This window comes from Roseibium sp. MMSF_3247, from assembly GCF_030733765.1.
GTDB lineage: Bacteria > Pseudomonadota > Alphaproteobacteria > Rhizobiales > Stappiaceae > Roseibium.
The window spans coordinates 1,071,517-1,083,998 of sequence record NZ_JASHII010000001.1 but is presented as its reverse complement, the minus strand read 5'-3'; the positions used below and the strand labels follow the sequence as shown (position 1 = coordinate 1,083,998).

The window sequence follows — 12,482 nt, the reverse complement described above, 5'->3', positions numbered from 1 at the left end:
CTTACCTTTTATTCACCTAGGTACGACACACATCATACCTAAGGAGATCTCCATGTCCAATCCCGACTTCGCGCTCCCGGAACCCGACGCCGATGAAACCGGTCCTTATGCGCTGGTCGGTCAAGCCCGCGCACGGCCCGGTTCTGCTGAAAAACTGGAACAAGCACTTGTTGCGCTCGTCACCCCGACACGGGAAGAGACAGGCGCTCTTCAATATCACGTGCATCGCGACCGGGCCGACCCGGATCTCTTTGTCTTCTATGAAGCCTGGGCGTCTCTGGCAGACCTAAAGGAACACCTCCAGATGCCGTACATTCAACAATTCCTTGCAGGCCATCAGGAGCTTGTTGACGGAGAGATGCAAGTCACCTGGCTCAAAATGGCCAGCCCTTATCCGGGAGCCTGACCTCAATAATTGAGCTGGCGGACTATATCGCCGCCAGTGCCTTTTCGACGTCCTCAAGAAGATCCTGCGGATCTTCCAGACCAACAGAAAGGCGCAGGATGCCGTCGGTAATGCCAAGCTCGGCGCGGGCTTCCTCACCGATCGACTGGTGGGTGGTCGTTGCCGGGTGGGTGATCAGGCTTTTGGCATCACCGAGGTTGTTAGAGATCCGGATCAGGTCCAGCGCATTCACAAACCGGAATGCAGCCTCCTTGCCGCCCTCGATTTCAAGCGCCACCATCGTCGAACCACCGCGCATCTGACGCTTGGCGATCTCGGCTTGCGGGTGATCGTCCCGCCCCGGGTAAATCAGGCGTTTCACCTTGGACTGACCCGCCAGGAAGTCCGCAATCTGGCCGGCACTGTTCGTCTGCTGTGCCACGCGCAGCGGCAATGTTTCGAGCCCCTTTAAGAGCACCCAGGCACTGAACGGGCTCATGTGCGGGCCAGTGTGTTTGACAAACGGCATCACCTCTTCGGTGATCCATTCTTCATCGGACAAAACAACACCGCCGAGACAGCGCCCCTGCCCGTCAATATGTTTGGTGGCGGAATAGATCACCACATCCGCGCCCAGGCTCAGAGGAGACTGGTACATCGGCGTCGCAAACACGTTGTCGACGATCAGGCGCGCACCTACCGACTTCGCAATTTCCGCGACCGCGGCAATATCGATGACTTCCAGGGTCGGATTGGTTGGGCTTTCCAGAAACAGCGCCTTGGTGTTCGGCTTGACGGCCGCTTTCCACTGCTCGATGTCCGTGCCATCGACGAGCGTGCTCTCAACACCAAAACGCGGCAGGAGGGTCTCACAGATGTAGCGGCACGAGCCGAAAAGGGCCTTCGCAGCAACCACATGATCCCCCGCCTTGACCGACGCCATCAGGGCAAGATTGACTGCGGCCATGCCGCTGGCGGTTGCCCGCGCAGCTTCCGCGCCTTCCAGCATCTTGATGCGGTCTTCGAACATCGCGACGGTTGGGTTGGCATACCTCGAATAGACAAACCCCGGATCTTCACCATTGAACCGTGCTTCGGCCGCTTCCGCACTGTCGTACACAAAACCCTGTGTCAGGAACATCGCCTCGGACGTCTCGCCGAATGGTGAGCGGGTGGTGCCGCCATGAACGAGTGCGGTTGCAGGGCGCCAGTTGGTTCCGGCGGTGTTCTTGGTGTCAGTCATGTCGATGTTCGCTCCAAACGAAAAAACCCCAGCCTCAAGACCGGGGTTTGCACCTCCGGCCTTTTTAGCGACTTGTTTAACGTGGCTGCAAGCCGGCCGGCCCAAATCACCACGAGGTGACTTTCACTTAAGCGAAAATGGGCTTTCGGTCAATCTACCTCCCCCTTTTCCTGAGATTGGCCAGAAAGAGAGTTGGCGGGGCCAGCCGCATCCGTTAAGGACGTTAGACGAAGATTGCAGGATGAATTGATGAACGTATCAGCGGACCAAAGCCCCACAGGCAGCGCATTGATCGCAGCAAGCGGAATTTTGCCCGAGCGAGTCATTCAGGCGATGTTCGCAGCGCAGGAGATTTCCGCCGCGCAGCCCCCTGTCAAAGGTCAAATCCAGCCAGCGAGCCTCGATCTGCGCCTTGGAACCGTTGCTTACCGGGTGCGCGCAAGTTTTCTGCCCGGTCCGGACATCAAGGTGGCGGACCGCTTGGAGCAGCTGAAGCTTCATACCATCGATCTTCAGGACGGGGCCGTTCTGGAAACCGGGTGCGTCTACATTGTTCCCTTGCAGGAAAGTCTGGCGCTGCGGCCCGACATTTCGGCAACGGCCAATCCAAAAAGCTCCACCGGGCGTCTTGATGTGTTCACCCGCGTGATTACAGACAATGGCCAGGCATTCGACACCATACCTGCGGGCTACACCGGACCGCTTTATGCAGAAATTTCACCGCTCACGTTCCCGATCCTGGTGCGCTCCGGCTCCCGCCTCAGCCAGATCCGGTTCCGGCGGGGACAATCGCTGATCCCGGACGCTGATCTTCAAGGCATCCACAAATCAGAAACCCTGATGAGCGGCGGCAACGAACGGATCGGCGGCGGCGTGCAGCTGTCCATTGATCTGGAGGGCGAAGGCCCGGGCAGCCTGATTGGTTACCGCGCCAAGCATCATTCCGGGCTGATTGACGTTGATCTGGTCGGCGCTCAAGACCCGCTTGATTTCTGGGAACCGATCTACCGCCGCCAGAATGCTGAACTGATCCTTGATCCGGACGCTTTCTACATACTTGTCAGCCAGGAAGCCGTTCACGTCCCGCCAGACTATGCCGCCGAGATGGTGCCGTTCGATCCACTGGTCGGGGAGTTCCGGGTGCATTATGCCGGTTTCTTCGATCCCGGCTTCGGCCATGCCGGCGCCGGCGGTGTAGGCTCTCGTGCGGTTCTGGAAGTCCGCTCCCATGACGTGCCCTTTATCGTGGAACACGGGCAGACCATCGGCCGCCTTGTCTATGAACACATGGCCGAACGGCCCGCGACACTTTATGGCGAGGGCATCGGCTCCAACTATCAGGGCCAGGCCTTGAAGCTCTCCAAGCATTTCAAGGCCTCAACCTGAACACTGAATGTCCTTGAAAACCATCACCCGCGAATACGAAGGCTTTCTGGAAGACCGGAAGTCCCGGTTCCTGGCCTTTTTGGTGCCCATTGAGCAGTTCGACACCCGTCTGGAAGAACTGCGCAAGGAACACCGCAAGGCCAATCATATCGTAACCGCGCACCGGCGGCTTCTCGATGATGACCGGATCGAGGAAAGCGGCAAGGACGATGGTGAACCGGCAGGCACGTCCGGCATGCCGACCTTGCGCGTCCTGCAGGGCGCAGACCTGATCAATTGTGCGGTGCTGATCGTAAGGTATTTCGGCGGTACGAAGCTGGGCGGCGGAGGCCTTGCCCGCGCCTATTCAGGCGCTGCCCAAGACGCGATTGCGCATGCTGAATTGGTGCCGTTTCAAAAACTCTCCCGGAAAAGATTAAGCGCAGACTTTGCATCGAGTTCCGATTTGGAACGGAAAATCACCGGCCTCGGACTGGATGTGGTCTCGCGCGACTACACCGAAACGGGTGTCGTTCTGATAGTGGAAGGGCCGGAGGATCTCCTGGATGCCCTTGACGGCAGCGCGGACGGTTAAAACTCCAGGCCCAAGCCGCAGTCTGCTGACACGATGTTTATCGCCCGACGATCGATAAGATCGCTTTCTCACGCCCGCGGCGCTACCTTGGCAAAAACAGAGGATCGGCATCCGTTGTCTGGAGTGGAGTAAAAGGCTTGTTTTCAGTGACGAAACGATCTCTGGCCTTGACTGCCATGCTGCTGTTCTTCCCTTTTCTCCTTGCAGCGCTGTGGATTACCCTCTTTCAAGCCGGACCTAATCGGCTCATTTCCGGTGGGCCAGAAGCCAGCGCATTGGAGCAGAAAGTCGGTCAACTGATCATGGTTGGGTTTAACGGCACCAGCCCGACTGATCCGGGTGTCATGGCTGTCAGCGGCCATCTTGAAAGTGGCCGCATCGGCGGCGTTATGCTGCTTGGCCGCAACATTCTAACACCCGACCAGCTGACCACCTTGACCCGCCACCTTGCCGATCAAGGTTCCGAGTCTTCGGTGTTGATCGCCGTTGATCAAGAGGGCGGCCAGGTGCAGCGCCTGGCCCCTCTTGGCGATCCCATGCCTTGGAGCGCGGCGAAGAACCTTCCGGCCGCCACAGACAACTGTGCACCTCACAAGGTCCGCGCTTATTATGCCCGCAGGGCCGCCCAACTTGGCGCCTACAACATCAACGTCAACTTCGGCCCCGTCGTTGATGTGGACATCAACCCGGACAATCCGATTATTGGCAAGAAAAAGCGGAGTTTTTCCGCGGACCCCGCCACCGTTACCAATTGTGCTGCGGGTTTTATTGCCGCCCATCAGGCCGCTGGAATAGCAACAGCACTCAAGCACTTTCCAGGACACGGATCTTCAACGACGGACAGCCACTCCAGTTTGCCGGTGATCAGCCAGTCCTGGCGCGAGCATGAACTGGAGCCTTATCGCGCGCTCAGGCAGCAGGACCGGGTGGACATGGTGATGATGGGCCATCTTGTTCACCCGCGCTTTTCCGACACGCCAGAAACTCCAGCCTCTCTTTCGAAAAAGGGGATTGCGGAGGCCAGAAGCCTCGCCGGCAAGGATGTTGTTATCATCACGGACGATCTGGAGATGGATGCAGTCTCTGACCAGTTTTCGATCGAGGAAGCAGCGGTGCAAGCGATCGCAGCCGGGAATGATGTCGCGCTCTTTTCCAGTTTTGACCGGACCGACCCTCAGCTCGGTGACCGGGTCAACGCCGCCATTGTGGCCGCCGTTGCGGATGGCCGGATCAGTGAAGCACAGGTTGACCAGGCTGCCGCGCGGGTTGCCGCCTTAAAACATCGCCTGCGCCGGTTTCGGGTGGGCGTTTTGCCAGATCCGCAGTCTGCAAGACTGGGCCCTGGACCGAAGAACACACCACCCTCCTACGCCGCAGCAACTACGATTTTGCCGTCTGCTCCCGCAGCTCCTTGAGTTCGGCCCGCAAGGCTTTCACTTCTTCCAAAATAAGGCCCGTTTCATCATGGATCGCCTGTCGGTTGGCGTCGGCTTCCGCTTCATGCTCCTCCTGCATGGCGGAGACGATGATACCGATGAAGAGGTTCAAAACCGTGAAAGCCGTGCACAAGATGAACGGTACGAAGAAGATCCAGGAGAGTGGATAGACTTCCATGACCGGCCGGACGATCCCCATGGACCAGCTTTCCAGCGTCATGATCTGGAAAAGCGTATAGAGCGATGCCCCAAGATCACCGAACCATTCGGGAAACGATGCGCCGAAGAGTTTGGTCGCCATTACCCCGAACACATAGAATACCAGCGCCATCAGGACGACGATGGACCCCATGCCCGGCAAGGCGGCAATCAACCCGCCAATCACCCGCCGCAGAGACGGAACAACGGAAATCAGGCGCAGGACACGCAAGATCCGGAGCGAGCGCAGTACTGAGAGCGTACCGCTGGACGGCAACAATGCGATTGCTACGATGAAAAAATCAAAGAGGCTCCAGGGATCTTTGAAAAAGCGGAAGCCATGCGCAAACAGACGCAGCGCGATTTCGATCACGAATATGCCGAGGATTGTCTGGTCGATTGCAATCAAAACCGACCCGAACCGGTCCATGACCAATGGGCTGGTTTCCAGTCCGAGCGTGATCGCGTTCACGACGATGATCGCAATGATCCAGTATTCCCACGTGCGTGAGGTAACCAGGGCTTTGATTTTTTCCCGCATAGTCTGTTCCGGAGCCTGAAATATTCCAACGGCGCTGCGCCGCGCGGAACATGGAGGTTCGGGCCGGTCTTGGCAAGATGGCAGCGTGCGGGATAACACAATTCCACCGCTTGACAGTTAGCCGGACTGGGCGCACTAAAGATGGGCTCAAGCGGGTGTAGCTCAATGGTAGAGCAGAAGCTTCCCAAGCTTAAGACGAGGGTTCGATTCCCTTCACCCGCTCCAGCGATCTCAAAGCCTTGACTCCCCTCACCCGGCACGCACCTGCCTGCAACATGACCTTAAGTCGTGATAGTAACGTTGTGTTTTTATTCCGAGCGCGGTGGGCCTTTGAATATCTATTACTGATCACCTGCCTCTTTTTGAAGCTAATAATGATCACTTTTCTGCCGCAACGTTAGACAGAACCTGCCTGCCGTGTCAGTCTACTTCGATAGTATAAGCCAAGAGGGGGAGACAATGACGGACACAAGTCACAAAAAGATGCTCGATCCAGACCCAAGGGTTTGGGATTTCGAGACGGAATATGAGCTGGGACAAGACAATATCCGTCCGCTTGGACTGGACATCCACAATCCGGTTTTCATCGTCTCAGGGATCCTGATCCTTGGCTTCGTTATTGCAGCGCTTGCCAACCAAGAGGCTGCCGCTGAATTCTTTGGCTGGCTGCGCCCGTGGCTAACGAGCACGTTTGACTGGTTCCTGGTGCTGTCGGTCAACGCGATCACCCTTTTCTGCCTGGCGCTGATCGTACTGCCGGTCGGCAAGGTCAGGATTGGCGGCAAGGACGCCAAACCCGACTATTCCTATGCGGGCTGGATCGCCATGATGTTTGCAGCAGGCATCGGTATTGGTCTGCTTTTCTTCGGGGTACTAGAGCCTGTCTATTATAACTTCTCCGAAAACGGCGGCGCGCGGCCGCTTGGCATCGACATCACCCAACCCGGCAACGAATACATCGGCATCGTCGGCACAATTCACCATTGGGGGCTCGAAGGTTGGGCTGTCTACGCGGCCGTCGGCCTGTCGCTGGCTATCTTCGCCTATAACCTCAACCTGCCACTAACCTTGCGGTCGGCGTTTTTTCCGCTGCTCGGGGAGAAAGTATGGGGTTTCTGGGGTCATGTCATCGACACGCTCGCGGTATTTGCGACGCTGTTTGGCCTGACCACCTCGCTTGGATTAGGCGCACAACAAGTTGCAGCCGGTTTGAACGAGGTCTTCGGCATTGCACCGTCACCCACGCTCACCGTTCTTATCATCGTCGGTATCACACTGATCGCCCTCGGGTCCGTGCTACTTGGCATGGATGCGGGCGTGAAGCGGCTGTCTGAAATCAACATGATCATGGCCGTCGGCCTGTTTCTCTTTGTCGTCATCGTGACCGGAATTGGCGCCGCCTTCTCGAGGTACTTCAGCGTGATGGTCGACTACGTGACCCTACTTCCCGCGCTCTCCAATCCGTTTGGCAGGGAAGACACCAGTTACTTCCATGGCTGGACAACCTTTTACTGGGCCTGGTGGATTGCCTGGTCGCCCTTCGTCGGCATGTTCATTGCGCGTATTTCCCGCGGCCGGACGGTAAGGGAGTTTGTCCTGTGCGCCCTGATCGCCCCGACTGCAGTCTGTGCACTGTGGATGTCCACCTTCGGCGGCGCTGCGATCGACATGCTGAATGCGGGCGGTGCAGAAGGTGTGCGGGCCACGGTCATCGATAGCTACGCACCGGAAGGCGCGCTCTTCGGTTTCTTGAAGGAGCTGCCGCTTTACAGCATCGTGGCACCGATTTCGCTCGTTCTCATCGTGATCTTCTTCGTCACTTCGTCGGACTCCGGTTCCCTGGTGATCGATACGATCACAGCCGGCGGCAAGCTGGATGCACCTGTTGTTCAGCGCGTTTGGTGGTGCACACTCGAAGGTCTGGTGGCCATAGCCCTGCTACTAGGCGGTGGGCTGAACGCACTTCAGGGGGCGGCGGTCTCCATGGGAATTCCTTTCACCATGGTCGTCCTGGTCATGTGCTATTGCCTATGGCTGGCGCTGCGGTCCGAGCACCGCAAGCTTTAGGCCCCGGTTTGAACGCCCCCGTTCCGCGCGGGGGCGTTCACCACCCTATCAGACGCCGTCCTTGAACCTTCGGTTCGCGCGTTAACCCCGGACAACATAGACCGAGCATTTTGCATGCGCGACGACGTGGCTGGCGGTGGTGCCAAGCAGGTAATCCTGAACACGTGGATTGGCTGACTCCATCACGATAAGATCCACGTTCCGCTCATCTGCGAGCTTCACGATCTGCCGGTGTACCGCGCCGAGACGGACAACTGTCTCCAGTTCGATCCCCTCTGCAGGATGCTGCTCAACGAAACTCTTCAGCTGCTTTTCCCAGTAGGAAGCGGAATCCCGAATGTTGAGGTTCCGTTCCATTTCAGGAGCGATGGTCGCCACCAGAAGCTTTGCCTGCCTGCGCCGTGCCATGGCCATGGCTTCTTCATACGCGGTGACGTTCAACTGCACATGGCGCAGATTGACTGGGCAGAGGATCAATGAAGTGTCGCTGGGCATAACATCCCTTTCCATCCAGGACGGCGGATAACGGTCAATTGTTTGACCCGAAACATCTTAATCGAATTGAATTGGGACCAACAATAGCTCCCTTATCGCCGCAAGGCGCCGCCAGCACAGAGACGTGGTGCCATTGCCTCCCTTTTGGTGTCCGGTTTTCTTGGTTAGACACGGCGGCGCTTGTTTCTTGGACACAAAGACACCGGCATTCTACGTACAGCGCCAAAAAAACCGCGCCGCCTCTTCTCTCCACCAATAAAATGTGTCAACTTATATTGACACTCATATATGGTGGATTCCAATGTCAGCACCCTTTCCCTTCTCAGCCATTGTCGCCCAAGAGGACATGAAAAAGGCCCTGCTGATGGCAGCCGTGGAGCCACTCTTGGGTGGTGTCCTGATTTTTGGTGATCGTGGCACCGGCAAATCTACAGCCGTCCGCGCACTCGCTGAACTGTTGCCCAAAATTGACACCCGCGTAGGCTGCCGGTTCAATTGCTCACCGGACCACCCGCAGACAGCCTGCCCGGTTTGCACCCCCGCAGATGGCAAGAAGCCGCCCAAGAAAGTGCAGATCCGCACCCCCATGATCGATTTGCCGCTTGGCGCAACCGAAGACCGGATTTGCGGTGCTCTGGATCTGGAAAAGGCGTTGGTTGCCGGCGAAAAGGACTTTGAGCCAGGGCTATTGGCAGCGGCCAACCAGGGCTTCCTCTACATTGATGAAGTCAATCTTCTCGAAGATCATCTGGTCGATCTTCTTCTCGATGCTGCGGCCTCCGGCGTCAATGTGGTCGAGCGGGAAGGCCTCAGCATTCGCCACGCCGCGCGCTTCGCGCTGGTCGGAAGCGGCAATCCGGAAGAAGGCGATCTGCGTCCGCAGCTGCTCGACCGGTTCGGCCTCAGTGTCGAGATCCGCACAATCAACGATCTCCAGCAACGTATCGAGGTGATCCGCCGCCGTGACGCATTTGAAGCTGACCCGGCTGCCTTTGTGGCGAAGTGGTCCCGCAAGGATGCCGCCATCCGGAATAAAGTGGTCAAGGCCCGCAAGATCCTGCGGCAGGTCGATATTCCGGATGATGTCCTGTCGCGGATGTCTCAACTCTGCATGAGTCTTGGCATTGACGGGATGCGCGGCGAGCTGACCCTCATGCGGGCCTGCCGGGCAAGCGCAGCCCTCGCCGGACGTCTGGCGGTAACCTGGGCGGATGTTTCTGACATTTCGCCAATGGTTCTGTGCCATCGGTTGCGGCGGGATCCGCTTGATGATGCCGGAAGCGCTCCGCGAATTGAACGCGCCGTCGCTGCCGTGAGCGCTGAGGCGGTTTCCCCAACAGAGGCCGCGCATGGATGATGTCCGGTCCATGCAGGCTTTTGACGCCGCAAGACCAGAACTTGCCCCGAATACGTGGCAGGATGCCCTTCTTGCAGCACAAGCCCTGAAAGCAGGTGGTGCCAGACTGGGCGGACTTTGGCTGAAGGCCCGCGCAGGCGGTGTTCGTGATGCATATCTCGATCACCTTGCTGCGCTGCTGGGCCAGGACAAACCGTGGGTCCGCGTTCCCTCATCCGTTTCCCTGCAAGGCCTGACCGGCAGTGTCGACATTCCGGCAACCGCCCTCGCCGGGCGTGTCATCACCCAGCCCGGGCTTCTCGCAAAGGCCGATCAGGGCGTCCTTCTCATCCCGATGGCGGAACGTGTGGAAGCCCCTGTTGCGGCCCTGATCGGCGAGACAATGGATCGCCGCGCCTGCCCAAGGGCCGGCCGCCCAGCCGACAGTGCTGCCGAAGACACCGCAGACTTTCTGGTAGTCGCGGTAGATGAAGGGGCAAACCCCGAAGAACATCTCCCCAAAGCGCTGGGAGACCGGCTCGGGCTCATGATTGACCTGAATGCAATCCCTTGGAGCGAGGTCGCATCACATTCACCCGGCGCGGAGCGTACCTCCACCGTCACTGCTGCCGACGTGATGATCAGTGACGAACTGATTGGCCTTCTGTCCCGTCTGGCGTTTGCCGCGGGCGTTTCTTCGCTGCGCACTTTGAAACACCTCTCAAGGCTCTGCCAAACGCTTGCAGCGCTGGAGGAGCGAAGCACTGTTTCAGAGGCAGATCCCCTCACCGCGGTCCGCTTGTGCCTTGGGCTGTCCCTCGCCGCGCAACCAAACGATCCGGTCGAAGAAAACCAGACACAGCCTGAGGACAATGGCCAATCTGACCAACAGGATGCAGGGCCCAAACTGGACGGGGAAAACCAGGATCAGGACACCCCTGCAACTGCTGAGCAGGACCTTTCCGCACTTTCAGAACTTTTGGCCGCTGTCGAAGCTGGCACAATCGACGGTCTTCCCGAGTTTCTGGCCGACACAACGCGATCGTCGCCTCGGGCCCGGTCCGGAAAGTCCGGTGCGGTTCGCAAAGACGCCCGCCGCGGCCGGCCGGTTTCAACCTCCCGCATGCCACCCCGTCCGGATGCCCGTCCCAACATTCTTGCGACCTTGCGTGCGGCAGCTCCTTGGCAACTCATCCGGACCCGCAACCGGGACCTTCTGGCATCCAAACTGGAACGCTCGATCGCCGCTCCACCGCGCCGCAAACCGCGCACGTTGATCACGCGCGACGATTACCGCTATCAGCGCCTGCGTCATGAGACGCCCTCGACTGCGATATTCGTTGTTGATGCCTCCGGCTCAACAGCTTTGGAGCGTCTTGGCGAAACCAAAGGCGCCATCGAGCAGTTGCTTTCCAGGTGTTATGTGCGCCGCGATGAAGTGGCAATGATTGCCTTTCGCGGCACCCAAGCAGAAACCCTTTTGTCACCGACCCGATCGCTGGTCATGGCAAAGCGAAAACTTGCCGGACTTCCTGGCGGAGGTCCGACACCACTGGCAGCCGGTCTGGAACGGGGTTTGGAGCTCGCGCTCAGTGTCCGGCGGCAAGGAAGCACACCGGTACTGGTCCTCATGACGGACGGACGGGGCAACATTGCGCTGGATGGCACGCCAGACCGAACCCGGGCAGCTGAACAAGTGCACGGTCTTGCAGAACAGTGCCGTGCGCATGAGATCCGGGCAATTTGTATCGACATCGCCCGCCGTCCGCGGGAATCCGTTTCCACTCTAGCCAGCACCATGGGCGCAGATCTGCATATTTTGCGGCATGCCGATTCCCGTGCCATGTCCGATCTCGTCAACGCTTCGCTTGAGGAGGCGCACAGCTGATGGCGGATCGTGATTGGCTCAACTGGGACCGGGACGGGCAAGACTGGCCTTACAGGGAGACCAGCCAGTTTGTAGAGGCAAGCGGTTACCGGTGGCATGTCCAATTGTTAGGTCAAGAAGCGGCACCGGCGTTTCTTTTGATCCATGGGACCGGGGCAGCCTCTTTCTCGTGGCGCAATCTCATTCCCTTTATGGAAAAGGACTATCGGCTGATCGTCCTGGATTTGCCGTGCCATGGCTTCACCCGGCCGACGGAAAGCCCGGACCTCTCACTTGAAGGCATGACGACTGCCATTCGTGGATTGCTGCACCATCTGGGCGTGAAACCGCAATTTTTCTTAGGGCATTCGGCCGGGTCTGTTATCGGGATATCTCTGGTCAACGCAACGCGGCATGCGAAACACACGCAGGACCCAACGCCGCAGATTTTCAGCGTCAACGGAGCCTTGAAGCCGATCCGGGGCAACCGGATCCTGTCGCCAATGGCCAAGGCGTTGTTCGCCAATCCCTTATCGGCATCCATGTTTTCTTTGCTCGCAAAGTCAACGCCTCTTGGCAACAACCTCTTGAGCGCAACCGGGTCCCGGATCGATCCGCTAGGTGATGCGATTTACCAACGCCTCCTTGGATCTTCCGGCCATGTTCGCGGGGCTCTGGGAATGATGGCTTCCTGGGATCTGTCGCATCTGAACGCCATGCTGCAGCGATTGAGCGCGCCGCTTCATCTTTATGCGGCTGAAGACGACCCGATGGTACCGCCCTCCAGCTCAAGAAAAGCCGCAGCGCTCGCACCGAACGGACATCTGCAGCTCACGCCGGCCGGGGGGCATCTTGTGCACGAGAGCCATCCGGAAGGCGTCGCAAGCTGGATGACTGAGGCCCTGCAGGCCGCCAAGACCAACGGCGCAGATGCTGCATGAGCAAGGATCAATA

General features: G+C 58.4%; 11 protein-coding genes, 1 tRNA gene and 1 riboswitch. Of the genes, 9 read left to right on the top strand and 3 right to left on the bottom strand.

The features are described from left to right. The first annotated feature begins 52 nt into the window (after positions 1–52). On the top strand, positions 53–406 hold the full coding sequence (locus RBB44_RS04880; RefSeq protein WP_306149451.1) for a putative quinol monooxygenase: 354 nt from the start codon (positions 53–55) through the stop codon (positions 404–406). 22 nt (positions 407–428) lie between these two features. Here the strand turns inward: RBB44_RS04880 and RBB44_RS04875 are convergent, their stop codons facing one another. Beyond that, positions 429–1,628 (bottom strand): O-succinylhomoserine sulfhydrylase, encoded by a 1,200-nt coding sequence (locus RBB44_RS04875; protein WP_306149452.1) that lies wholly within the window; start codon positions 1,626–1,628, stop codon positions 429–431. A gap of 43 nt (positions 1,629–1,671) precedes the next feature. Next, positions 1,672–1,751: riboswitch (SAM riboswitch) on the bottom strand. Between the two features lie 126 nt (positions 1,752–1,877). Between RBB44_RS04875 and RBB44_RS04870 the strand changes: the two genes are divergently transcribed. The 3 genes from RBB44_RS04870 (at position 1,878) to RBB44_RS04860 (ending at position 5,003) form a co-directional block, all read left to right on the top strand. Continuing rightward, a complete protein-coding gene (locus RBB44_RS04870; RefSeq protein WP_306149453.1) occupies positions 1,878–3,014 on the top strand; it encodes a 2'-deoxycytidine 5'-triphosphate deaminase in 1,137 nt (378 codons plus the stop codon). Between the two features lie 7 nt (positions 3,015–3,021). Continuing rightward, positions 3,022–3,588: a YigZ family protein gene (locus RBB44_RS04865; RefSeq protein ID WP_306149454.1), complete on the top strand. Its 567-nt coding sequence runs from the start codon at positions 3,022–3,024 to the stop codon at positions 3,586–3,588. A gap of 146 nt (positions 3,589–3,734) precedes the next feature. Further along, positions 3,735–5,003: a glycoside hydrolase family 3 N-terminal domain-containing protein gene (locus RBB44_RS04860; protein WP_306149455.1), complete on the top strand. Its 1,269-nt coding sequence runs from the start codon at positions 3,735–3,737 to the stop codon at positions 5,001–5,003. On the opposite strand, the gene RBB44_RS04855 is transcribed toward RBB44_RS04860, so the two are convergent. Next, positions 4,969–5,763: an ion transporter gene (locus RBB44_RS04855; RefSeq protein ID WP_306149456.1), complete on the bottom strand. Its 795-nt coding sequence runs from the start codon at positions 5,761–5,763 to the stop codon at positions 4,969–4,971. The genes RBB44_RS04860 and RBB44_RS04855 overlap by 35 nt on opposite strands. Before the next feature lie 151 nt (positions 5,764–5,914). Here RBB44_RS04855 and RBB44_RS04850 point away from each other — a divergent pair. Next, positions 5,915–5,988: transfer RNA gene (locus RBB44_RS04850), tRNA-Gly, on the top strand. 234 nt (positions 5,989–6,222) lie between these two features. Further along, complete coding sequence (locus RBB44_RS04845; protein ID WP_306149457.1) at positions 6,223–7,830, top strand: BCCT family transporter; 1,608 nt, start codon at positions 6,223–6,225, stop codon at positions 7,828–7,830. 81 nt (positions 7,831–7,911) lie between these two features. Here RBB44_RS04845 and RBB44_RS04840 read toward each other — a convergent pair whose 3' ends face one another. Further along, entirely contained in the window at positions 7,912–8,325 is a 414-nt protein-coding gene (locus RBB44_RS04840; protein ID WP_209177070.1) for a universal stress protein, read from the bottom strand. 301 nt (positions 8,326–8,626) lie between these two features. Here RBB44_RS04840 and bchI point away from each other — a divergent pair, with 301 nt between their 5' ends. Genes bchI through bchO form a run of 3 tightly spaced genes read left to right on the top strand, consistent with a single transcriptional unit; the run spans position 8,627 to position 12,469 of the window. After that, on the top strand, positions 8,627–9,682 hold the full coding sequence (bchI, locus tag RBB44_RS04835; RefSeq protein WP_306149458.1) for a magnesium chelatase ATPase subunit I: 1,056 nt from the start codon (positions 8,627–8,629) through the stop codon (positions 9,680–9,682). Beyond that, positions 9,675–11,549, top strand: coding sequence for a VWA domain-containing protein (locus RBB44_RS04830; RefSeq protein WP_306149459.1), 1,875 nt, complete (start codon positions 9,675–9,677; stop codon positions 11,547–11,549). The genes bchI and RBB44_RS04830 overlap by 8 nt, the downstream gene beginning before the upstream one ends. After that, positions 11,549–12,469, top strand: a complete 921-nt coding sequence (bchO, locus tag RBB44_RS04825; RefSeq protein ID WP_306149460.1) for an alpha/beta fold hydrolase BchO — start codon at positions 11,549–11,551, stop codon at positions 12,467–12,469. The genes RBB44_RS04830 and bchO overlap by 1 nt, the downstream gene beginning before the upstream one ends. The last annotated feature ends 13 nt before the right edge of the window (positions 12,470–12,482 follow it).

Bases quoted from the DNA above. Each gene is read 5' to 3' on its own strand.
- RBB44_RS04845 (WP_306149457.1), top strand. From the start codon at position 6,223: ATGACGGACACAAGTCACAAAAAGATGCTCGATCCAGACCCAAGGGTT.
- RBB44_RS04865 (WP_306149454.1), top strand. From the start codon at position 3,022: ATGTCCTTGAAAACCATCACCCGCGAATACGAAGGCTTTCTGGAAGAC.
- RBB44_RS04840 (WP_209177070.1), bottom strand. From the start codon at position 8,325: ATGCCCAGCGACACTTCATTGATCCTCTGCCCAGTCAATCTGCGCCAT.
- RBB44_RS04875 (WP_306149452.1), bottom strand. From the start codon at position 1,628: ATGACTGACACCAAGAACACCGCCGGAACCAACTGGCGCCCTGCAACC.
- RBB44_RS04830 (WP_306149459.1), top strand. From the start codon at position 9,675: ATGGATGATGTCCGGTCCATGCAGGCTTTTGACGCCGCAAGACCAGAA.
- bchI (WP_306149458.1), top strand. From the start codon at position 8,627: ATGTCAGCACCCTTTCCCTTCTCAGCCATTGTCGCCCAAGAGGACATG.
- RBB44_RS04870 (WP_306149453.1), top strand. From the start codon at position 1,878: ATGAACGTATCAGCGGACCAAAGCCCCACAGGCAGCGCATTGATCGCA.
- RBB44_RS04880 (WP_306149451.1), top strand. From the start codon at position 53: ATGTCCAATCCCGACTTCGCGCTCCCGGAACCCGACGCCGATGAAACC.
- RBB44_RS04855 (WP_306149456.1), bottom strand. From the start codon at position 5,763: ATGCGGGAAAAAATCAAAGCCCTGGTTACCTCACGCACGTGGGAATAC.
- bchO (WP_306149460.1), top strand. From the start codon at position 11,549: ATGGCGGATCGTGATTGGCTCAACTGGGACCGGGACGGGCAAGACTGG.